The organism is Streptomyces sp. ICBB 8177 (assembly GCF_003144095.1).
GTDB lineage: Bacteria > Actinomycetota > Actinomycetes > Streptomycetales > Streptomycetaceae > Streptantibioticus_D.
Map to the genome: position 1 here is coordinate 1 of NZ_NSKH01000001.1, position 21,718 is coordinate 21,718.

Annotated in this window: 16 protein-coding genes and 1 pseudogene; 8 read left to right on the forward strand and 9 right to left on the reverse strand. The window is 68.3% G+C overall.

The annotated features are described in order from the left end of the window. Positions 1-691 precede the first annotated feature (691 nt). Positions 692-904, forward strand: coding sequence for a hypothetical protein (locus CK485_RS29250; protein WP_241968031.1), 213 nt, complete (start codon positions 692-694; stop codon positions 902-904). A 47-nt stretch (positions 905-951) separates the two neighbouring features. After that, positions 952-3,618 carry a DEAD/DEAH box helicase gene (locus CK485_RS00010; protein WP_109445498.1) on the forward strand — a complete coding sequence of 889 codons (2,667 nt, stop codon included), beginning with the start codon at positions 952-954 and terminating at the stop codon, positions 3,616-3,618. Between the two features lie 60 nt (positions 3,619-3,678). Here CK485_RS00010 and CK485_RS00015 read toward each other — a convergent pair whose 3' ends face one another. Genes CK485_RS00015 through CK485_RS00025 form a run of 3 tightly spaced genes read right to left on the reverse strand, consistent with a single transcriptional unit; the run spans position 3,679 to position 7,294 of the window. Next, positions 3,679-5,667 carry a DNA recombination protein RecN gene (locus CK485_RS00015; RefSeq protein WP_109445500.1) on the reverse strand — a complete coding sequence of 663 codons (1,989 nt, stop codon included), beginning with the start codon at positions 5,665-5,667 and terminating at the stop codon, positions 3,679-3,681. Further along, positions 5,664-6,269: an ABC-three component system middle component 2 gene (locus CK485_RS00020; RefSeq protein ID WP_109445502.1), complete on the reverse strand. Its 606-nt coding sequence runs from the start codon at positions 6,267-6,269 to the stop codon at positions 5,664-5,666. Before CK485_RS00020 ends, CK485_RS00015 begins: the two co-directional genes overlap by 4 nt. Next, positions 6,248-7,294: a serine/threonine protein kinase gene (locus tag CK485_RS00025; protein WP_241968032.1), complete on the reverse strand. Its 1,047-nt coding sequence runs from the start codon at positions 7,292-7,294 to the stop codon at positions 6,248-6,250. The genes CK485_RS00020 and CK485_RS00025 overlap by 22 nt, the downstream gene beginning before the upstream one ends. Positions 7,295-7,857: 563 nt before the next feature. Between CK485_RS00025 and CK485_RS00030 the strand changes: the two genes are divergently transcribed. Further along, the gene (locus CK485_RS00030; protein ID WP_146214467.1) at positions 7,858-8,160 is read left to right on the forward strand and encodes a transposase; all 303 of its coding nucleotides are present in this window, start codon (positions 7,858-7,860) and stop codon (positions 8,158-8,160) included. A 55-nt stretch (positions 8,161-8,215) separates the two neighbouring features. After that, on the forward strand, positions 8,216-9,118 hold the full coding sequence (locus CK485_RS00040; RefSeq protein WP_146214468.1) for an integrase: 903 nt from the start codon (positions 8,216-8,218) through the stop codon (positions 9,116-9,118). 83 nt (positions 9,119-9,201) lie between these two features. Here CK485_RS00040 and CK485_RS28595 read toward each other — a convergent pair whose 3' ends face one another. Together CK485_RS28595 and CK485_RS00050 are read right to left on the reverse strand one after the other, a co-directional pair. Next, on the reverse strand, positions 9,202-9,726 hold the full coding sequence (locus CK485_RS28595) for a hypothetical protein (RefSeq protein ID WP_158288137.1): 525 nt from the start codon (positions 9,724-9,726) through the stop codon (positions 9,202-9,204). Between the two features lie 103 nt (positions 9,727-9,829). Continuing rightward, a protein-coding gene (locus CK485_RS00050) for an IS5 family transposase (protein WP_199239177.1) occupies positions 9,830-10,698 on the reverse strand; the annotation gives its coding sequence in 2 pieces (ribosomal slippage) (positions 9,830-10,344 and positions 10,344-10,698; 870 coding nt in all). 49 nt (positions 10,699-10,747) lie between these two features. Between CK485_RS00050 and CK485_RS29255 the strand changes: the two are divergent. Together CK485_RS29255 and CK485_RS00060 are read left to right on the forward strand one after the other, a co-directional pair. Continuing rightward, positions 10,748-11,454 (forward strand): annotated as a pseudogene (locus tag CK485_RS29255) (IS5 family transposase); the annotation flags it as partial. Between the two features lie 646 nt (positions 11,455-12,100). Next, positions 12,101-12,880, forward strand: coding sequence for an SDR family oxidoreductase (locus CK485_RS00060; protein ID WP_109445576.1), 780 nt, complete (start codon positions 12,101-12,103; stop codon positions 12,878-12,880). Positions 12,881-12,906: 26 nt separating this feature from the next. Here CK485_RS00060 and CK485_RS00065 read toward each other — a convergent pair whose 3' ends face one another. Then, positions 12,907-13,692, reverse strand: a complete 786-nt coding sequence (locus CK485_RS00065) for a helix-turn-helix transcriptional regulator (RefSeq protein WP_109445514.1) — start codon at positions 13,690-13,692, stop codon at positions 12,907-12,909. A gap of 63 nt (positions 13,693-13,755) precedes the next feature. Here CK485_RS00065 and CK485_RS00070 point away from each other — a divergent pair, with 63 nt between their 5' ends. Continuing rightward, positions 13,756-14,562, forward strand: a complete 807-nt coding sequence (locus tag CK485_RS00070) for an SDR family NAD(P)-dependent oxidoreductase (protein WP_109445516.1) — start codon at positions 13,756-13,758, stop codon at positions 14,560-14,562. Between the two features lie 223 nt (positions 14,563-14,785). Here the strand turns inward: CK485_RS00070 and CK485_RS00075 are convergent, their stop codons facing one another. The 3 genes from CK485_RS00075 to CK485_RS00085 form a co-directional block, all read right to left on the reverse strand. Next, the gene (locus tag CK485_RS00075) at positions 14,786-15,373 is read right to left on the reverse strand and encodes a hypothetical protein (RefSeq protein WP_109445518.1); all 588 of its coding nucleotides are present in this window, start codon (positions 15,371-15,373) and stop codon (positions 14,786-14,788) included. Next, entirely contained in the window at positions 15,374-17,146 is a 1,773-nt protein-coding gene (locus tag CK485_RS00080) for a helix-turn-helix transcriptional regulator (RefSeq protein WP_342673443.1), read from the reverse strand. A gap of 194 nt (positions 17,147-17,340) precedes the next feature. Next, a complete protein-coding gene (locus tag CK485_RS00085; protein ID WP_109445522.1) occupies positions 17,341-19,122 on the reverse strand; it encodes a helix-turn-helix domain-containing protein in 1,782 nt (593 codons plus the stop codon). Between the two features lie 689 nt (positions 19,123-19,811). Here CK485_RS00085 and dnaK point away from each other — a divergent pair. Beyond that, positions 19,812-21,710 carry a molecular chaperone DnaK gene (dnaK, locus tag CK485_RS00095; RefSeq protein WP_109445524.1) on the forward strand — a complete coding sequence of 633 codons (1,899 nt, stop codon included), beginning with the start codon at positions 19,812-19,814 and terminating at the stop codon, positions 21,708-21,710. Positions 21,711-21,718 lie beyond the last annotated feature (8 nt).

Below are 21,718 nucleotides of genomic sequence, written 5' to 3' on the forward strand. Positions count from 1 at the left end.
AGCGGGACTTCGTCCCGCTACCGGGCTTCCGCTTCGCTTCAGCCCGGTTGGCGGGTCCGCTGCGCTCCCCCGCCTGTCGGTTCTTCCGGCTGCGCCTCCAGAACCGCTGGGGCCCGCTGACGCGGGCGAAGCTGGCTACGAGGGTGGGGGTGCTCGTTTGTGTAGGTTGCAGTGTACCGGTGGGTTCCATCTGATGCAGCATGTAACATTGGCAGAAACTAGGTAGGGGTGAGGGTGCCAATCGACGAGGGAATCCCGGAAGGGCTTACCCGTAGAGCACGGTACTTTATTGGGTGCCACGGCTACTGGACTGGCAGCGTTGATATCGAGCACTACCGGGCTCTCTGGAAAGGGCATGGCGTTCCGGAAGAGCAGATCGATCGGGTGGCGGCCTTCGAAGCTGTCTGGGGTGGCCTGGCCCTTCCCCCCGTCTCCTCACTACGACGGGGGCCCCCGGGCGTTCCGCGGGGGCGTTCCCAAAGGGCCGGCCCCTGACTGGCTCTTCAAGGCCGGGGCGCGGCGTACGGCTCTTCCCTATGCGTTCGTGGTGGGTCCGAACGGGGAGTTCGGGCTCGAGGCCGGGAAGTGGGTGCCCTTGCATGCGAGTGTCGAGGGGTGGGTGGAGGCCTTGGCTTTGGCGGATCATGCCCGTCGGTATGCGCGTACGACCAGGACGCTGACGGGTGCTGCCGTGGACGAGCTTGAGCTGGCCGAGTTCGAGGCCGTGCCAGAGGTCGCCGGTTGTGCGGACACCTGGTGGCGCGGCACCGACTCGCTGATCGCCTTCTACCGCGGCGAAGCAGAAGTCATGGAGGCGCCACGTTGCCAGACCGCCACCATCTACGCCGGACTGGATGCGTGGAGGCTCAAAGGACTCGATGACATCGGTACGCCCTCGAAATAACCTGACGCCCGCAACCTGAATCCCGCCCCGGAAAAGGGAACCAGAAAATGCAGGTCATCTCACTCAGGGAACACCAAGTAGATCAGCGCTACGCGTTTCGTAAGTGGGTGGGATTCCCTGCAAGGTCGTCTGTGCCCCCGCAGGGCGCCCGGGGCACGATCGTGTCAGCGACCGGCTCGGGCAAGACGATCACGGCCGCCGCGTGCGCGCTGGAGTCGTTCGCGGACGGCCGGATCCTCGTCACGGTTCCGACCCTGGACCTGCTCGCCCAGACCGCCCAGGCATGGCGCCTGGTGGGCCACCGCGCCCCGATGTTCGCGGTGTGCTCGCTGGAGAACGACCCGGTCCTCAAGGCACTGGGAGTGCGCAGCACCACCAACCCGATCCAGCTCGCCCTGTGGTCCAGGTCCGGGCCCGTGGTCGTGTTCGCCACCTACGCCTCCCTGGTCGACCGTGAGGACATCGACGCACCCGAGGGCCAGCGGAAGGTTCGCGGGCCACTGGAGGCCGCTCTGGCAGGCGGCCAGCGACTCTACGGCCAGCGCATGAACGGCTTCGACCTCGCCATCGTAGACGAGGCCCACTCAACCGCAGGTGATCTTGGCAGGCCCTGGGCGGCGATCCACGACAACCAGCGCATCCCCGCCGACTTCCGCCTCTACCTCACAGCCACCCCCCGCATCCTCGCCTCCCCCCGGCCGCAGAAAGGCGCGGACGGCCAGGAGCTGGAGATCGCCTCAATGGGCCAGGACTCCGAGACCTACGGGCCCTGGATCGCCGAACTCGGGCTCTCGGAGGCGATCGAACGCGAGATCCTCGCCGGGTTCGAGATCGACGTGCTGGAGATCCGCGACCCCTCCTCGGTCCTCGGGGAATCAGAGGAGGCGCGGCGCGGCCGGCGCCTGGCCCTGTTGCAGACCGCGCTCCTGGAACACGCCGCCGCACACAACCTGCGCACCGTCATGACGTTCCACCAGAAGGTCGAGGAAGCCGCCGCGTTCGCCGACAAGCTCCCCGAGACCGCGGCTGCGCTGTACGTCAACGACGCCACGGACGAGGACCTGGCCGCCGCCGACAAGCTCCCCGCGTCCACGATCGACGCGGCCTTCTACGAGCTGGAGACCGGCCGCCACCTACCCCCGGACCGCGTCTGGTCGGCCTGGCTCTGTGGCGACCACACCGTCGCCGAACGGCGCGAAGTGCTACGCCAGTTCGCCAACGGCATCGACGCCGCCGGCCGACGGGTCCACCGCGCCTTCCTCGCAAGCTGTCGCGTCCTCGGAGAAGGCGTCGACATCACCGGCGAACGAGGCGTCGAGGCCGTCTGCTTCGCCGACACCCGCGGCTCCCAAGTCGAGATCGTGCAGAACATCGGCCGCGCACTCCGGCTCAACAGGGACGGCAGCACGAAGGTGGCCAGGATCATCGTGCCGGTCTTCCTGGAGCCCGGCGAGGACCCGACCGACATGGTCGCCTCCGCCAGCTTCAAGCCGCTCGTGGCCGTGCTCCAGGGCCTACGCTCTCATGATGAGCGCCTGGTCGAACAACTCGCCTCCCGCGCGCTCACCAGCGGCAAACGCAAGATTCACCTCCAGCGCGACGAGAACGGCCGGATCGTCGGGGCCGCCGGCGGCCCGAGCCACAGCCAGGACCAGGAGCACGACGACGACACCGACGCCGCTGCCGAATCGGCCCTGCTGCACTTCTCCAGCCCCCGCGACGCGACGACCATCGCGGCGTTCCTGCGCACCCGGGTCTACAGGCCCGAATCGCTGGTCTGGCTGGAGGGATACCAAGCCCTGCTCCGGTGGCGGAAGGAGAACGAGATCACCGGCCTCTACGCCGTCCCCTATGACGTAGAGGTCGAGGTCGGGGCGACGAAGGCGTTTCCGCTTGGCCGATGGGTCCACCAGCAAAGGAAGGCGCTGCGGGCCGGGGAGCTGGAGGAGCGGCGCAAGACGCTGCTGGACGCTCCGGAGGCCGGGATGGTCTGGGAGCCGGGTGAGGAGGCGTGGGAGGCCAAGCTGGCCGCGCTGCGGTCCTACCGGCGGGCCATGGGGCACCTCGCGCCGCGTCAGGACGCGGTATGGGGCGAAGGCGAGACGATGGTGCCCATCGGGCAGCACATGGCCAACCTCCGCCGCAAAGGCGGACTTGGGAAGGATCCGAAGCGCGCGGCGGAGCGGGCGAAGCAACTGGCGGAGATCGACCCCGACTGGAACTGCCCCTGGCCACTGAACTGGCAACGCCACTACCGCGTCCTGGCCGACCTCGTCGACGCCGACGGCCACCTCCCCCACATCCGGCCCGGGGTGCTGTTCGACGGCGACGACATCGGGCGCTGGCTCCAGCGGCAGTCTCAGCCGGGTACTTGGGCGCAGCTGTCGACCGAGCAGCAGGAGCGACTGGCCGCGCTGGGCATCAAGCCCGCCCAGACGCCGTCTCCCGCGCCTGCGGCCACGCGTGCCACGAAGGGCCCGGGCAAGGCGCAGCAGGCGTTCCAGCGCGGCGTTCAGGCCCTTGCACAGTACATCGCCCGGGAGGGCCACCACTGCGTCCCCAGGGCCCACGCAGAAGAGATCGCGGTGGAGGGCGAGGCCGCCTCGGTGGTCGTCAAGCTGGGTGTGTGGGTCTCGAACACCAAGACCCGGCGGTACAAGCTCAGCGCGGAGCAGCTGGACGCGCTGCGGGAGCTGGGCGTGGAGTGGGCGTGAGCCCGGACTCAGGCCCTGTCCGGTCTTCGGGGCAGGACCTGAGCCGGACGGCCTTGTTTTTCAGCCCGTCTCGTCATCGATCAGGCCGTAGGGCGGCTCTGTCTCGTCTCGGCTGAATCGGACGATCACACGGTCCTCGATCAGCTCGGGTGGGCTGTTGTCTGCGACGATGACCTGTGCCCCGTTGCCATGACGTGCCAGCCACTGTGTGAGGTGCCGATAGAAGTCGTCGGTGCTGACAGCATCCGCGATGAGGGAGTCACGGCCGGTGCCGTGTCCAAGATTCTTCTGCGGGCTGTCGATCATGAGAAAGCCAGGGTGCGATGCCCCGCTCTCGAAGGCCGTTTCGAAGACGGCCAGTTGCCATGCGAGGGTGATGAGCGTCCTAGCTCCTGAAGATGCCACCTGGTAAGGCTCACCACGCACAAGGGGAGTCAGGTCGTTCGCCACGTGAGCCTGGCTGAGTTTGGGATAGTGCCACTCAGCAAGAAGACGACCAAACCGCGTGCTGATCTGCCGGAGCACCTCATTCCGGTCCTGGGTGGCATCACCCAGTTGCGCAAGTTCCTCACGAAGCTGGCTCAGGTTCGCCTCTTGCCGGTTCACGAGTCCAGCCCGCTTGGCCAAGCCTTCTTGGAGTTTGGACGCGGTGTTCAACTGATCGATCTGGCGCGTAACTGCCTCTTTGCGGCGATGCAACTCGTCTCGGGCCACGAGGAAGGTGGAGACGGTCGGCGAGGTGGCTTCGTCGAGGGCTTTCGCCGCACGCTGTTCTTCCAAGCTGGCGGTCTGAGCCCGCTGCCTGGCAGAGGAGAGCGAGGCATCGAGTTCCTCGATGTACGTAGTGATCTCTCTGAGCCGGGCCTTCGTCGAACGGATCTCAGCCGCGACGTCCAGCTGCTCAGCTTGTTCGCTGGTGTTGTTGCCGGCAGCGGCACCGAGGGTCAGGTCCGGCGGCTCCGGCAAGTCGTGGTCGCACATACTGCAGCGCCCGTCGATGACATGGGGCGGGACAGACAACGGGTTCAAGCAGGCGGGACACGTGCGGACACGGAGCGGATCAAACAACTGCCGCGCTTGAGCCAGCATGCCGAGTTTGAGGAGGTCGTCGGCGTATTGGGCGCGCAGGGGAAGCATGCGTGCAAGCTGCGTTTCCCGGTCACGCAGAACGGCGGAAGCTGTGCGGGCCTCCTCTGCAGAGCGCCGGTGGGTCTGGCGCAGCTCTTCGGCGAAGGTGGTGGCGGCGTGGGCCCGCTCATCGAGCTCTTCAAGCTGTGCAGTGATCGACGCCAACTGGCGCTCGGCATCCAGGCGGGTCTGCGGGTCGGTGGCCGTTTCACCGTCTTGTTCGGCGACAAAGGCGGTGGCTGCGGCTAGCTCAGCCCGCGAACGGTTGAGGCGTCCCTCGAGCTGTTTGATGCGTGATCCGAGTTCTACTGCGCGGTCGTCGTGGACGCCGAAGACGACATCGACGACCTGGCGCAGCTTGTGCTTGCGCGGAGGGCTGTTCTCGAAGAGGAAGTTCTTGTCAGCGACCCGTTCGTTGGGCAGGAAGGTCAGCCACATCAGGTCGCGGATGCTGAGCGGGTCGGTGCGTGATTCTGCGTCGGTTGGCGCTTCCCGCAGTTCCACGCCTTCCAGCTTGCAGTGGCTCAGCAGTAGAGAGGACAGGCTTTGAGGGTCGCCGGCCGGGGCGATGACCTTCTTTTCGATGGTGGCGAAGGAAGGCTGGTCCAATCGTCCGCGGCGGACGAAGGCCACGGTGGAGGGCTCGCCTACGGCGCGTTCGATGATGTGGCTGTCGCCGGAGAGCTCGACTTCCAGCAAGGCCGAGCGGACCTTCCGGAGGACTTCGGGGTGTCTGGGATGGTTCTTGGCGCCGAGACCATAAGCGACGAACTCCAGGACGGCTGTCTTGCCGGAGCTGAAGGCTCCCGAGATGACAGAGAGATCTTGGACTCGGCCCTCTGTGGTGAAGTCGATGTCGTAGTTACGACCGATACCCACCAGGCGGAGACGTCGTACGCGGATGCCATGTGCTTCGGTCATCGGCCGTCCTCCACGAAGGGCTGCTCAAGTGGCTGAAGTACCGTCCTGCCGCTGTCTACGGTTGCAAGAACGCTGGCGAGAGCTGCGGCGGGCCGGTTGCTGCCGTCGACACGCAGCCAGCCAGCGGTCTCCTTGCGCAGGCGGGCGTCACTGAGCCGACGTAGCTTTCCGACGACCATTTCGGCTGCGGTGGTGAAGGATCTGGCGTAGGTCGTGGTGAGGTGAGCGCTCAAATCACGTCCGGCAGAGGTGATGCGGTAGACGAGGCCACCCTGCTCATTCGCGGCGGTGCAGCATCCGTAGGCCACCAGCAGGCTCAAGTCATGCTGAATGCGCTCACGGCGGCTGGTGAATCGCTGTCCCGAAGACGCGTAGGACAGCACCCGCGGGTCGAAGCCCGCGAGACGCAGCAGGGATGCCTCCCGGCTGTCCGGCTCCACCACCAGGAAGGGGTTCGCGGAGAGGAAGTCGTAGTAAGCAATGCGTTCCAGGTTCGCGCCCGGCGGCTTCTGGTTGGCCATGGCGTTCATGAGAAGAAGGAGCTGTGCCAGCCGGAACTGGACCTCGTCCTCCGGCATGACTACCGGACGGTCGGCGTCCACGGCGACTCCTCATCGTCGGTCGGGGGCTCGTGCCGGGACTGCTGGGTGTGTGAATCGGTTTCGGAGTGCGCGGCGGCAACGGTGCGCCAGTGCTTGACCCAGCCGGCCTTTCGGTTGTCCACGAGCCGGTGAACCAGGCCCCAGGCGTGCGCTACCTCCAGCCTCAACTGCTTGGGCAGCTGAGGGTGCTCCGTCCGGACGTCAGCCCAGACCAGACTGTGCAGTTTGCGCATGCTGTCGTCAGCGCAGCACTCGTTGAAGCGGGTCTCCCACACGCCGTGGAGGGTCGCGTCGGTGGACACCAGAGCGTTGACCTCCGACGGCACTCCCTTATGGGCGATCTCGCGCGCGACCAGGTCCGCATTGAAGAACTGGCGCTTGGCACCATCGAGCTCAAGATGGCCGGCCTCCCTCATCTGCCTGACGAAGAGCGCAGAGTCGAAGGCAACCGCCTTGTCGTCGTCCACTTCCAGGACGGGTCGGGCTTCCCCGTCAGCGGGAGGCACTCCCGTGGGCAGTTCGTAGTATGCGCGGCGCACTTGATCAGCTTCCGGAGCCCGCAATCTCACCGTCAGCTGCGTCTCATCCCACAAGTCGATGACCAGGTGGTGGTCACGTTCCTGGGTCCTCTTCCACTTGTCCCACCACTTCGTGGTCGGCCCATCCATGCTGGAGGGGATACACAGGATCCACATCTTCACCGTGTGCCCGTGCTCGGCCGCCTGCTTGATCACCGACTGGAAGGACTCCCTGATCGTCCGCTGGTGTGTAGCCGCGGTGACGGGATGAAAGTACTTGGACTGCCAGACCGTGATGGAGCCACCGAGGTCGCCAGCGAACGCGTCGATGCCCCAGTCACCCGGGTTGGCTGCGATGGTGCGGACCCCTGGCATCGTGGCGTTGGCGAGCTCAATGATCATCTTCTCGAAGTCGTCCCGGGCACCGCCCATTCCACCCGTACGCATCTGGTGAGCCACGAAACTGATCGGCGGCACACCAGCCGCCATCGTCACGTGATCTTTCACGGCACCCCCCAGCGCACGGTACCCACCGCTTTCAGCCCGTGCTTCTTCCGTGACGCAAAGTCAGGAGTGGCACCGTAACGCTGTTCTCCTCTATCGATCAAGAGGATGCCCAGGGGCTCTTCGGCATCTAACGGACGCTTACCGCTCCAAGCTCGATCGGCACAGTGCGGTACACATCGCCTTGCGTAATGAGTGCCGTAGCCCGGTCTGCCACTCGCAGCGTTCTCGAGTGCCCGGCGGTCGATGTCCGTGTACCCAGCGGTCGCCTGTGCGCCCCGTCGGCAGTGGTGGTTCGGCCTCTGTGCGGCCGCAATTGGCTGGTCAGATGCTGGGCGGGGAGATGGCTGGCTGCCACACTCAGCCGGTTGAACTGATCACTGCACGGCCGTGGGGCCGTACGGAGAAGTCCGGGGGGATCCTTGTCGAGCGCACGCCCAAGCGGAGGCCGCTACATCCGATCAGGCTCACCCTCCCGGCCGTCCGCGCTGTCATCGCTTGCCGCCTTGGGTGTGGTGTTCCTAGGCGGTGTCTTCAATTGATCTTGGGTGGTGGATCATGGTCGAGTGATACGTCGTCATGAACTGACCGACATGGAGTGGGAGTTCGTCCGGCCGTTGCTGCCCGAGTCACTGCGCGGGCGGAAGCGTCTTGATGACCGCACTGTGCTCAACGGGATCGTGTGGAAGTTCCGGACTGGGACCGCGTGGCGGGATGTGCCCGAGCGGTACGGGTCGTGGCACACGCTGCACACCCGCTTCCGCCGGTGGGCTCTGGACGGCACGTTCGAGCGGATGCTGCGGGCCGCCCAGACCCGGGCGGACGCGGCTGGTGACATGAACCGTGCTGTCCGGCTTCCGCGAAGGTGAGTCGATCCGATACTCCGAGCTCTTCCCTGCCCTACGAGTCCGTGGGCTCCCCGTCGTGCGGACCGCCGAAGTCCTCGACTGTCTGGGCCTGTTCGACGACGACCGGGCACCTGCAGTCGACCGCTGGTTGGAGCGAAAACTCGACGGGATATCTCCGGGCATTCGTCGCGCCGTCGAAGCCTGGGTTCACACTCTCCTCGACGGTGGCCCGCGGTCCGAGCCTCGCTCGCCTCATACGACATGGGCCTACCTGGGTGAGATCCAGCCGGTGCTGCTGGAGTGGTCCAGCCACTACGACCACCTGCGAGAGGTCACCCGGGAGGACATCATCGCGGCCCGGGACGCTGTCACCGGCAAGCAGCGCGAGAGCCGGATCGTCGCGTTGCGGTCTCTGTTCCGGCACGTGAAGAAGAAGGGCCAGATCTTCCGCAACCCCACGATCCGCGTCCGTGTCCCCCGGCAGACTGGCGGTGTTCTCCAGGCTCTCGTCCAGGAAGATATCGACGAGGCCATCGCCACCGCCACCACCGCGGACATCCGGCTCATCGTCGCTCTGGCTGCCGTCCACGCGGCACGGCCGAAGATGATCCGCACGATGCAGATGGAGGACGTCGACCTGGGCAACCGGCGCATCACCGTCGGCGGCCACGTCCGCCCACTCGATGACCTCACCCACCGTGCTCTCCTGGACTGGCTCGACCACCGCCACAACCGCTGGCCGAACACGGCCAACCCCCACCTGCTGATCACCCAGAAGACCGCCGTCGAACTCGGCCCGGCCGGCAAGCTCTGGACCACCCGGGCCACCCGCAACCTCACCGCCACCCTCGAACGCCTCCGCGTCGACCGACAGCTCGAAGAGGCCCTCACGGCGCAGACCCCCTCCACCTCGCCCTGGTGTTCGGCATCGACGAGAAGACCGCCATCCGCTACGCGGACTCCGCACGGGCCCTGCTAGACCAGGCTGCTGAACAGCCACTTCGGTGAAGTCAGCTCGACCGGTACACGCCTTTGACGGGGGAGCATGCCGTCAGGGCAGAGTCAGCAGCCGGGGCAGGTCGGCGGAGACGATGTCAGGGCGAGCGCGGCGATCCGCAGCTCGGCCGCCCACGTCTGCTGGTCAAGCCCCAACGTGTACTCAATGCAGCACGCGCATTGCGGGATCAGCGATACGAACGATCGCTCCTCAACGGTTTCGACCTCCGTCTCCCACCAGTCGTCCGTGGCCAGATCGGCGGGAGCGACGTCCCCATTGATCAGCCTCGCCGCCAGCCGACGCAGCGCGTGGCGCCGGGCCAGGCCCGGATCAGGCAACTCGACTCCGGCCTCGGAGAGTGCTTGCTCGAACGCGTCGCGGATATCGCGGGCATCCGCGTTGCGAGGCAAACCGGCGAGCTCGCACAACGTCGGGGTGTCCAGCCCGGCCGCGAGTGCCTCGGCCGCAACCATCGGCAGGTCCTCCAGTCGGATCTCATCCGCCTGATAACGGCAGGCCACCTCACCCAGAGACGTGAGGCCACTCCGTGTCGAGGATTCCGGTTCCGGTGTCGTTCCTGCTGTTGTCATGACTCGTACGATGCCAGCACTGTTCCCAAGGAGGGTTGCCCAGGGGGCGGTCCGCTCGGCACTAGGTTCTGTCTGACAAATGATCTTGGGTAGGTTCCCGGAGTTAGAGGATGAGTGAGGCGAGGCGGATGCCGGCCTTGTAGCGGTCGGCGAGTTTGTCGAAGCGGGTGGCGATCGCGCGGAACTGCTTGAGGCGGTTGAAGCAGCGTTCGACGACGTTGCGGGCCGTGTAGAGGTCGCGGTCGAAGGCCGGTGGTCTGCCGCCGGCCCGGCCGCGCCGCATCCGGTTGGCCTTCTGGTCCGCCCGTTCGGGGATGACGGCACGGATGCCCCGGCGCCGAAGCGTCTGGCGGATCGCCCGTGACGAATACGCTTTGTCGGCGATGACCGCGTCGGGCCTGCGGCGCGGCCGGCCGACGCCGGCCCGGGGCACTCTCACCGCGTCCAGGACCGCGTCGAAGGCGGTGGAGTCGTTGACGTTGCCCGGCGTGACCAGGACGGCCAGGGGCAGGCCCCGGCCGTCACAGGCGAGGTGGACCTTGGTGGTCAGCCCACCGCGGGACCGGCCGAGCGCCTGACGATCCGCCGCGCGTTCCGGATCTTCCAGTTCGTCCCCCCGACGCCGCCCTTTTTGCGGGCTCCGGCGGCGTGCTGGTGAGCACGGTTGATCGTGGAGTCGACCGACACCGTCCACTCCACCGCCCCGACCGAGTCGTCGCGGACCTGGACCTCCTCGAGCAGGCGGCCCCAGGTCCCGTCCGCCTCCCACCGGGCGAACCGCTCATAGACCGTCCGCCACGGCCCGAACCGTTCCGGCAGGTCACGCCACGGAGCACCCGTCCGCAACCGCCACAACACCCCGTTGATCACCTGCCGGTGATCCCGCCACGGACGACCCCGCCCGTCAACACCCGGCAACAGCGGCGCTATCCGCTCCCACGCCGCATCCGTCAACTCACCACGACCCACCACAAGATCAATTATCAGACAGAACCTAGGGGGTGTCTTCAAATGATCTTGCATGGTGGATCATGGTCGGGTGATACGACGCCATGAACTGTCCGATGCCGAGTGGGAGTTCGTCCGGCCACTGCTGCCTGTGCCCTTGCGGGGCCGGAGGCGGTTGGACCACCGAAGGGTCCTCGACGGGATCGTGTGGAAGTTCCGTACCGGCACCGCCTGGCGGGACGTGCCCGAGCGGTACGGGCCGTGGCAGACGCTGCACACCCGCTTCCGCCGGTGGGCCCTGGACGGCACATTCGAGCGGATGCTCCGAGCCGCCCAGGCAGAGGCGGACGCGGCCGGGGACATCGACTGGCTGGTGTCGGTCGACTCCACCGTCGTGCGAGCCCACCAGCACGCCGCCGGGGCCCGAAAAGGGGGCTCTGCCCACCGGCACTCGGACGCTCCCGGGGCGGCCTGACCAGCAAAATTCACCTGGCGTGTGATGCCTTCGGCCGCCCGCTCGCCTTCGTGGTCACGGGCGGGAACACCAACGACTGTACGCAGTTCACCGCCGTGATGGACGCGATACGAGTGCCCCGCATCGGCCCCGGACGGCCCCGCAACAGGCCCGCCCACGTCCTGGGCGACAAGGGCTACAGCTCCAAAGCCATCCGCACCTGGCTGCGACGGCGCGGTATCAGCCACACCATCCCCGAGCGGTCCGACCAGATCCGCAACCGGCTCCGGCGCGGCAGCCGGGGCGGACGCCCGCCAGCCTTCGACAAGCAGCCTCCGGTACACGTCCGGGGTTGGCCGGCTGGACGTCAGTGTAGTTCGGCGGGGCGCGAGTTGCGGCGGGCCGGGGTCCGCAAGCACTGTTCAGCTCGAACGACCCACTGCTGGACGCCGACAAGGCGTTCACCAGCCGTGAGGCCCGGTGGCCGGACGGCGAGGGCCCGCGTTCGCCGAGCACCTGCACCACGCCTCCCAGCCGGCCGGGCTTCGACCCGAAATGGAGGCGCCGCAAACACGACGTGCTGGTCTCCCTTGGCGTGGGAGGCATTGGCAAGTGCCCTGCGGCCTGCCCTGACCGGGATGGCAGCCACTGCCCGCGTTCGATCTGGCGCTGCGTCACCACTGGGAGACCTACCCCGGCCATCCGCTGGAGGATCACCTGCGTCGTGCCGGGCCGGCAACCCACTTCGACCGCGCCCTGCCCAGCAACTCCAAGGATCGCCCATCCCTCACCCCGCCCGACATGGCGGGATCCGCCGCAGCTCCATGACGCCGGCCAATGGTGCGGCTTCGACCGCAGCTTCGTCACACTACCGAGCTTGGATACCCTTCGCCCCTTTGCCGGCGCGGAACTTCGGGATGTACTTGAGCCTGCCCCGGATTCGGCCGGGGGAGCATGAGGGGAGTGGCGGGCGTGGGGGAACTTGACGGCAGGACGGCACTGGTCACAGGCGGCTCGCGCGGGATCGGGCGCGCGATCTGCCTGGGGCTCGCCGCCGAGGGGGCGCTGGTCGCGGTCCACTACGGCGGCAACGACGCGGCCGCCGCGGAGACCGTGGCGCTGATCGGCAAGGCCGGAGGCCGGGCGTTCGCGGTGCAAGCCAGGTTCGGTGAGAGCGGCGCGGTGGACACGTTGTTCGACGGACTCACCACCGGGCTGGCGGACCACGGCGCGGACGGCCTGGACATCCTGGTCAACAACGCGGGTGTCCACTCAGTCAGTTCGATCGGGCAGTTGACTGAGGAGGAGTTGGAGCGGCTTCTGGCGGTCAACGTGAGCACGCCGATCTTCGTGATCCAGCGGGCGCTGCCACTGCTGCGCGACGGCGGACGGATCGTCAACGTGGGCTCGGCGGCCACCCGGATCGCGAATCCTCTCCAGATCGGCTACACCGTCACCAAGGCCGCGCTGGCCGCCCTCAGCCCGTCGCTCGCCAACGAACTGGGCCGACGCGGAATCACGGTGAACACGGTCGAACCCGGGGTGGTGCTCACCGATATGACCGCCGGGTGGACCGGCGTTCCCGAGGCGGTGGCCGGACTCGAGTCGATCACCGCGCTCGGACGGATCGGCGAGCCGGAAGACGTCGCAGACGTGGTGGGCTTCCTGGCGGGCCCGCGGGGGCGCTGGGTGACCGGCCAGATCATCGATGTCTCCGGTGGCACCTACCTCGGTCCGATCGCGGCCGGGTGATCCGCCGCCCGTAAACGCATGGCACGTCACAGAAGACGCGTCAGGGCCGTCTCGGACGGGCTCCCGGCCGTCGCCTGGTACACGATGATCACCTGTTGCTCGGCGCCGCCGACGGTGAGGGCCTGCCGTCGAAGGGCGAGGCTGCCGACGACTGGGTGCGCGAAGCGCTTGAGTTCGTCACGGACGGGCCGCGTCTCGTGCCGATCCCACAGACGACGGAACTCCTCGTCCGTCTCCAGCTCGGTGACCAAGCGGATGATCCTGGGGTCGCGTGGGTCGGCTTCGGCGCGCAGGGCCGCCGCGGTCTGTGCAGCCACCTCCGCCCAGTCGGGGAAGAGCCGGCGGGACGCCGGATCGAGGAACACCGCCCGGACAAGGTTGAGTCCGGGCTCGTACATCGGGGCGAGCGCGCGGGCCCGCTTGTTCGCCGCCAGCACGTCGAAGCACCGGTCGCGCACGTACGCAGGGCGGTCCGCCCACGCGTCGAGGAGCCGGTGCACGTCCGCGGAGACCTCGGTCCGCGATGGTGGCACAGGGGCGGGGCCAGCAAGGGCGTGCAAGTGGGCGGAGGCGTCGGCGTCCAGTTCCAGCGCCCGAGCGAGGGAGCGCAGCACCTGGGGCGAGGGGTGCCGGTCGACGCCCTGCTCGAGCCGGACCAGGTACGGCTCGCTGATTCCGGCGAGCCGGGCCAGTTCCTCCCGGCGCAGTCCTGCCACCCGGCGACGTCCGCCAGCGGGCACCGCCTCTTCCGCCGGAGCGACCCGTCCGCGCCGGGCCTTGAGGAAGTCTCCCAGAAGATTGTCGACCGCCATGGTGTGAGGGTAACCCTGTGGGGGTGCTGGCTGCCGAGGTGCGCACGGCGCAGGCTCGATGCCATGAAGACCTGGTTCATCACCGGCGCGTCCCGCGGCCTCGGCCGTATCTGGGCCGAGGCCGCTCTCGACCGCGGCGACCGCGTCGCCGCCACCGCACGTGATCTCGAGGCCCTGCGGCCCCTCGTGGACGCCCACGGGAACGACGTGCTCCCGCTCTGCCTCGACGTGACCGACCGCACCGCCGCGACTGCCGCGGTGCAGCGGGCCGCCGAGACCTTCGGCCGCCTCGACGTGGTCGTCAACAACGCGGGCTACGGCCTGTTCGGCATGGTGGAGGAAGCCACCGAGGAACAGGCTCGCGCCCAGCTCGACACCAACCTGTTCGGCCCGCTGTGGGTGACGCAGGCGGCCTTGCCCTACCTGCGGGCCCAGGGCAGCGGTCACATCCTGCAGGTCTCCAGCCTCGGTGGCCTCGCCGCCTTCCCCACGCTCGGGCTGTACAACGCCTCCAAGTGGGCCCTGGAAGGGATGAGCGAGGCCCTGGCCCAGGAGATCGCCCCGTTTGGGATCAACGTGACCCTGGTCGAACCCGGCCCCTACGGCACCGACTGGTCGGGCGCCTCCGCGGTGCGCACCGAGCCGCTGCCCGCCTACGAACCCGTGCGCGCCGCGCGCCGGGCTGGTGCGTCCGCCCGCACGCCCCAGGATGCGCGAGCCACCGCCGCCGTCGTCCTCGAACTCGTCGACACCGACGCACCACCCCTGCGGCTCTTCCTCGGCACGTACCCCTATCCGGTTGTCGAGGCGGCCTATCGGAAGCGGCTCGACACGTGGAACGACTGGCGGTACCTCGCGTCCCGGGCGTGACCGGCACGGAGTACTCCGCGGCATCCAGGGTCTCCGCGCATCACCTGGTGCAGTTTGTCACCGGCGTTTGGTACGCGACGCCTCGACGGTAGTCGGAGCACCTTGTCGGCGTGGCACGAACAGATACGCCGCCGCGCAGGTCGGTGACAACAAGCCTGCCTCTGTGACAACTACCGAGCTTCGGCTCATTGGGGGCGAGTGCGCAGCAGGCGCGGGGCGACGATCATGCGGCGATGCCGACCGATGTGACGTAGGCGTAGGCACGGAAGGCGCTGTCGAGGTCGCAGATGATGTCGTCCCACACCTCGTCCATCGCCCCGAGATCCTGGGCGGCCCAGGCGTCCACCGCGTCGTTCCACAGGTAGCGCACGCGGATGGTGCGGTCGGTGACGTTCGAGCGTGCCCGGCCGGGCTGGACGGCGGACTGGTCGACGGCGTGGATCTCGATCTGGCGGCCTCGGCCGTCGTTGTCGAGTAGCCGCTTGAGGTAGCCGCTTTTGATGACGTTCTCGCGGCGGCGGGTCCAGTAGGCGTTGTCGAGCTTTTCGCGGCTTGTCGGGCTGGGTGTTGCTTTTCCGGATCGCCATGCTCGGATGCGGGCCGGGCTGATGCCCTGGGCGCGCATCTCGGCGCGGCCTGCTGCCGAGTCGAGGTAGCGCAGGCGGGCGTTGAGTCCGCGGGTGGTGGTGATGGGTGATTTGATGCCGGATTCGTAGACGATGCGGTTGATTTCGTAGATGAGGGCTTCGGCGCCGGTGATGCCGTGGGCTCCGTAGTAGCCGAAGTTGGTCCACAGGTCGGAGGCGGCCATTTACTTGCCTCCGAGGGTGTAGGTTTCCTTGGCTTTCATGTCGGTGAGTTGGCGGCCCTCGGTGAAGACGGTGTGCCAGTCTCCGGTGACGTGGAGTTCGTCGGTGCCTTGCATGCGGACGACGGTGAGTCCGGCGGAGTGTGCTTTGTGGGCCTTGAGCCACAGGTTCGCGAACGCCTGCGAGCGCAGGATGTGGGTCCAGTCGGGTCGGCAGATTTCGCGGTTCGCGGAGGATTGGCCGATGGTGGAGACGAATTTGGCGTACATGGCTTTCACGTACTCGGTGGTGAGGGTGTCGCCCGCGGCGATGGCGTCCTCGCGGGCGGCCGCCAGGGCCCGGCGCAGCTTCTCCAGCAGGCCCTCGGTGGAGCCGGAGGTGTAGGACTCGTGGATGGTGGGCGCGCCGCACAGGGCGTACTTGGGGCCTGCCAGGCGTAGCAGGAGCCGCAGGGTGGGGCCGGTGACCCACACGGGTCCGGCCTCGCGGCGGGCGCCCATGGGGTTGGGGAGGTCGGGGTGCTGCCAGGTGGGTGGGGTGATGAGGTAGACGCCGGAGCGTTTCGGGTCCCAGCTGCCGGTGGGGTCGTGTTCCAGGCGGCCGATGGGCAGGTGGGCTTTGAACGCCGCGAGATACGCCGCGTTCGCATCCAGGGCCGTCACCTCGAACGGTCCTTCGCCTTTTTTGACGGACTGGAAGATGGTTTCGTTCCGCCATTTCGGGCGGGCTTCCCAGATCTCGTCAGCGGCCTTCTGGGAGCGCTTTTGCAGGATGGCGACCTCGCGCATGAACACGGTGTGCTCGTACCGGCCGCCCACGCGGGACAGGTCGAACAGCGCCATCACGTCCGGGATCGCGCGACGGATCAGCACGGTCTGCGCCGCCTCCAGGTCGCCCGCCTTTTCCTCCAGCACGTCCGCGACCGTGCGGCGGATACGCCCCGTCAGTTCATCGATGCCGGGGCCGGCGTCGTCGCGGGCGCGAGCCGGGCGCAGCGCGGTGTCGACGGCCGGGGCGGCGGGGTGCTCGACGTCGGCAGGCGCCGAGGCCGGAGCCGGGACCGGGGCGGGAGCTGGGACGGGGGTCGTGGCGGTCTGGCACAGGCCCCACGGGTGCTGCGGGCGGCCCGCCGCCCGGTAGGGCGTGGCGTGCCCGCACAGCACACAAGGAGCGGGCGCCTCGCGGACGTTGCTGCCGTCCGCATTCAGGTCTGGCCCGGCAGGCTCGACCACCGGCGCCGCGACGGGGGCGGGGACGCGGCCGGTGTCGGGCAGTTCGACGTCGGCCGCCGGGCGCTCGGGCAGCACCCCGGGTGGCGAGCCCTGGCCTGCCCGGTCGACCACGGCCTGCGTGGCCGCCTCGCGGTTGCCGTCGTGTCGCGCCAGCTCGTTGCCGATGGGCTGGGCCACGGCGTCGCGCACATCGGGTGACGCGGTGTCTGTCGCGGTTGCCTTCGGTGCCTGCTTCCGGGTCGGGTCGGGCACGGCGAGCAGTGTCTGGGCGCCGCCGAGGGTGGCGCTCACCCGGTGAGCCGGCAGCCTGGATGCCGCGTGTGTGGGGCCCGCCAGCAGGTCGAGGACGGGCATCTCCCAGTGCGCGGCCAGCCGGTCACAGTCGTCCAGCGACCAGTTACGCTGGCCCTTCTGCTTACGGCTGACCTGCGTCTGCGACAAGCCCACCGCAGCAGCGAGATCACCCTGAGTCTCCCCGGTACGCGCCATCAACGCCGACACCGTGAGCCGGAGAAGGTCTTCCGTACTCATCACGACAACCACCCTACACAGCATCTATGCCGAATCGGCGAAACCTCGCCAAATAGGAATGAGCGGCTTGGCTGGCTGGCTCGCTCCGCAGTGCAGTGCAGGCGCGGGCGGCATCGGGCGACGGTCAGCGGGCCGCGCAAGCGGTCAGTCCCTCAGCCCGGCCACTGCGGCCCGGTATCGCTCGCACAACAGTTCAAGCGCTTGTATCAGCCGTGTCCGCCCAGCACGATCTTCCATACTCGGGTCGCCACCTGGAGGTTCAGCCGGTCCTCGACGTTCGCGAGGTCGTTGCCGCTGATGTCGCGGATGCGCTGGAGCCGGTAGCGGAGCGTGCTGCGGTGGATCGCGAGGGATTCGGCGGTCTCGTCGTAGTTGCCGCCGCAGTCGAAGTACCGGGAGAGGGTCTCCACCATGGCCGCGTGGTGTCGGGAGTCGTAGTCGATGAGCTGCCCGAGCCACTCGTGGACGAACGTCTCCAGTTCCCGGTAATCGCTGCCAGGTCCTAGGATGCGGTAGAGACCAAGCTCGTCGAAGAACGTCGTGCCGTAGTGCTCGCGGGAGTGGCGGCGCACTTGCAGGGCGCGCTGCGCCTCCTGGTAGCGGTGGGGGATGCCGTCCAGGGAGTCGCAACGGGCGCTCACCCCGATCGCCCCAGACCGTGTCCCGGTCTCCCGGGCGAGCGCCTCGTACAGTGCGCGGGCGCGCGGCCTGTCGTCGGCGACCAGGACCACGTGGTCGGAACGCCGGGTCAGCAGAGAGCGCATGCCCACCGCAGCGGCCGCCCGGCCCACGGTCTGCGCGAAGGAGTCGTCCGCAGTCCGGTTCGACCACTGCACCACGACGACGTAGTGGCTGCGGTGCAGGTCGTGTCCGACTGCCTCGGACCGGGCGTAGGCGCTCGCTTCGTCAGTCCCTGCCAGGAGGTCGTCGACCAGCTCGCGGTGCAGCCTCAGCTCCACTTCGGCCAGATTGCGCAGGTGCACCAGTTCCAGGGCGAGCGACGTGGCGGCGTGTTCCAGGGCGAGCACGGTGTGCCCGTCGGCCTCGTCCCGCGCATCGACCAGGGCCAGCACGCCCAAGATCTCGCCATGCGGGCGGACCAGGGTGATCAGCCGGTCCCTTATCCGCACCGGCCCGACCTCTCGGGCGACGGCGTGCAGCATTTCGTCCTGGCGCACGGGGTCCGGTTCCGGATAGGGGTCCGGTCGGCCAGGACCGGTCCAGGACCGCAGTCGGCCGAAGCGGTCCTCGACCAGCGCGGGGAGTCCGGTGAGCCCGTGCAGTGCGCGGGTGATGGCTTCCTCGCCGCCGCCCGAGGCAGCGACGTCGGCCATGAGCGCGTGAACGGCCCGCTGGTACCCCAGCTCAGCCGCGACGGAGATCAGCTGCCGCTGGAGGACTGTGCGTTCCTCCCTTAGCCGGTGCAGTTCCAGCGCGTCCTCGCGTTGGCGGCGGTGTGCGAAGGCGACTGACAGTGCAGCGGCGGTGTGCCGGACGAGCGTGACTAGCAGGGAGTACTCGGCCTCGGTAGGCCGGGAGCGGGACGTCACCACGAGGTAGCCGTGGAGCCTCTCAAGTCCGCGGAGGCCCAGGGCCCGGCCCCAGGGCCGGCCGGGTACGGTCACACGGCCGTCTTGCCCGGCCAGTTCCCGCACCCTGGAGTCCACGGCCCGGGCATGGATCTCCCCGTTTCTGGGGCTGGGGACCAGGTCGTCGTCCACCTCGAGGTATCCGGCGACGGCGCTGTACGGCCCTGCGGCGGCTACCTGGTCCATGGCCAAGCGCAGGATCTCGCCTTCGTCCGGGGTGTCGAACAGGGCGCGGGAGAGCGCCATCAGTTCGTGTGAGGCGTGGTCGGCTGGGGTTGGAGCAGGTGGGCGAGGCTCTTTGCGCGCGGCCCTGGGGTGCCGCCCGGCGCTGCCCCGCGGAAGGCTGCCCTCCCGGTCGGAGCGCCGACGGTGCACGTTGTGCGCCCGGGGGCCGACCATGGGATCACTCCGTTCTATCCAACCCTACAGGGAGGTGAGCGGCTTTCGCGTACCCGCTCATGGCCGTCTTATCCGATTTGCCTGAATAGTTCTTTTCGTTCCCTCGGGGGGACCGGACCCGTGCATTTCTGACTCGCCAGGCGCAGGCGTGGAGTCGCTCGGCTCGCCACACTGGGGAGTGTTCGAAAAACCCTCCGCGCGCGTCGGCAGGAAGGGTCGGGCGATGACCGAGCAGCATCGCGGGCCGGTGCCTCGTACAAGACGTACCGGGAAGCCGAACACACCGTTGACACCTCTCCGACCATGAGTTTCCCGTGGAGACGGTGGCGATCGCCGACCAGGACGTGTGCATGGTCGAGCAGGTGATCGGCCGGATGGACTACGGAAGGGCCATGGGTCGAGCGGTTCGCTCTCCGGTGTCCTGACGGCTGGCTGTTCGGCCTTGTGACGGGCTCGACCCCGTCCTCTCCGCCCTGGCCGCCGCAGGCCCTGCAGGGCGGTCGCTGGGACTGCGCCTCGCTCTGCTCGATGCAGCCGAGCCGGTACGAGGTCGTGGCGGACGAGGCGGTCGCCGACGAGGCCGTACGGCTGATCGGCGGGTTGCTGCAGACGGCGGCTGAGGTTCCAGTCGTACCTGAAAAACGTGATCCGGAGAGTCGGCGCAGGCACCGGACCGGGAGGAGTTCCTCATGGCGAAGGCAGTGGGCATCGACCTGGGCACCACCAACTCGGTGATCGCCGCGTGGGAGGGCGGCGAGCCGTCCGTCGTGCCCAACAGCGAGGGCAACCGCACGACACCGTCCGTGGTGGCCTTCACCGATACCGGCGAGCGCCTGGTGGGGCAGCTGGCCAGGCGCCAGGCGATCCTCAACCCGAAGGGCACCATCTACTCGGCCAAGCGGTTCATCGGTCGGCACTTCGACGAGATCTCCGACGAGGCCAGGGCGGTGGCGTACGACGTCGTCGAGGGCGACGGCGGGGCGGCCCGCTTCAAGGTGCGCGACAAGCAGTACGCGCCTGAGGAGATCAGCGCCCAGGTGCTGCGCAAACTCGCTGACGACGCGTCCAAGCAGCTGGGGGAGCGGGTCACGGAGGCGGTCATCACGGTGCCCGCCTACTTCAACGACGCTCAGCGCACCGCGACCAAGGACGCCGGACGGATCGCCGGACTGGAGGTGCTGCGGATCATCAACGAGCCGACGGCGGCCGCCCTCGCGTACGGCATGGACAAGAAGGAGCACGAGACCGTCCTCGTCTTCGACCTGGGCGGCGGCACCTTCGACGTGAGCATCCTCGACGTCGGCGACGGCGTGGTGGAGGTGCGCTCCACCGCCGGTGACAGCCACCTGGGCGGCGACGACTTCGACCGGCGTCTGGTGGACTACCTCGCGGACGACTTCCAGAAGGAGAACGGCATCGACCTGCGCAAGGACCCGCAGGCGCTGCAACGACTGTTCGAGGCTGCGGAGAAGGCCAAGACCGAGCTCAGTTCGGTGACGCAGACGCAGGTCAGCCTGCCGTTCATCACCGCTGACACCTCGGGCCCCCAGCACCTCACCGACTCGATCATGCGGTCCACTTTCGAGCAGATCACCGGCGACCTGGTGGAACGTTGCCTGGGACCGGTGGAGCAGGCGATGGCCGACGCGAAGGTCGGCGAGAGCGACATCGACGAGGTCATCCTGGTCGGGGGTTCCACCCGCATCCCCGCTGTCCAGGCCCTGGTCCGCCGGCTGACCGGCGGCAAGGAACCCAACATGAGCGTCAACCCCGACGAGGTCGTGGCCCTGGGCGCCGCGATTCAGGCCGGGGTGCTCAAGGGTGAGGTCAAGGACGTCCTGCTGCTCGACGTCACGCCCCTGTCGCTGGGCGTGGAGACGCGCGGCGGAGTGATGACGAAGATCATTGAGCGGAACACCACCATCCCGGTGCGCCGCAGCGAGACCTTCTCCACCGCCGAGGACAACCAGCCGGCCGTCGACGTGGTGGTCCTCCAGGGCGAACGCGAGCGGGCCGCCGACAACCGGGTGCTGGGCCGGTTCCAGCTCACCGACATCCGGCCGGCACCGCGGGGCGAACCGCAGATCGAGGTCACCTTCGACATCGACGCCAACGGCATCCTCAACGTCAAGGCCCGCGACCGGGACACCGGCAAGGAACAGGGCATCACCATCAGCGAGAGCTCCAACCTGGACCGCAGTGAGGTCGAGCGCATGGTCCAGGAGGCCGAGCGCAACCAGGGCCAGGACCAGGCACTCCGCGAGGCCGTCGACGCCCGCAACGAACTCGACGCCGTCGCGTACCAGGTCGAGAAGCGTCTCGACGAACTGGGCGACGCGGCGCCCGCGCACGAGAAGGCACGCGCCGAGATGCTCGTGTCCGACGCCCGGGTGGCGGTCAAGGAAGAGGCGGGCGTGGAGCGCGTGCGGCCCCTGACCTCCGAACTCCAGCAGGTGCTCGCCGGGCTGGCGGCCCATCAGGGCTCCGCCACGGGCGGCGGTCCCGGCCAGGACGGGGCCACCGGCGGTCCCACGAGTGGCGGTGGCGGTGACGATGACGTCATCGACGCCGAGTTCGACAGGGGCTGAGGCTCGCC

Excerpts from the sequence above, each read along its gene's own strand:
- CK485_RS00070 (WP_109445516.1), top strand. The coding sequence starts at position 13,756 with ATGAAGACCTGGTTCATCACCGGCGCGTCCCGCGGCCTCGGCCGTATC.
- CK485_RS28595 (WP_158288137.1), bottom strand. The coding sequence starts at position 9,726 with ATGACAACAGCAGGAACGACACCGGAACCGGAATCCTCGACACGGAGT.
- CK485_RS00010 (WP_109445498.1), top strand. The coding sequence starts at position 952 with ATGCAGGTCATCTCACTCAGGGAACACCAAGTAGATCAGCGCTACGCG.
- CK485_RS00085 (WP_109445522.1), bottom strand. The coding sequence starts at position 19,122 with ATGGTCGGCCCCCGGGCGCACAACGTGCACCGTCGGCGCTCCGACCGG.
- dnaK (WP_109445524.1), top strand. The coding sequence starts at position 19,812 with ATGGCGAAGGCAGTGGGCATCGACCTGGGCACCACCAACTCGGTGATC.
- CK485_RS00065 (WP_109445514.1), bottom strand. The coding sequence starts at position 13,692 with ATGGCGGTCGACAATCTTCTGGGAGACTTCCTCAAGGCCCGGCGCGGA.
- CK485_RS00075 (WP_109445518.1), bottom strand. The coding sequence starts at position 15,373 with ATGGCCGCCTCCGACCTGTGGACCAACTTCGGCTACTACGGAGCCCAC.
- CK485_RS00015 (WP_109445500.1), bottom strand. The coding sequence starts at position 5,667 with ATGACCGAAGCACATGGCATCCGCGTACGACGTCTCCGCCTGGTGGGT.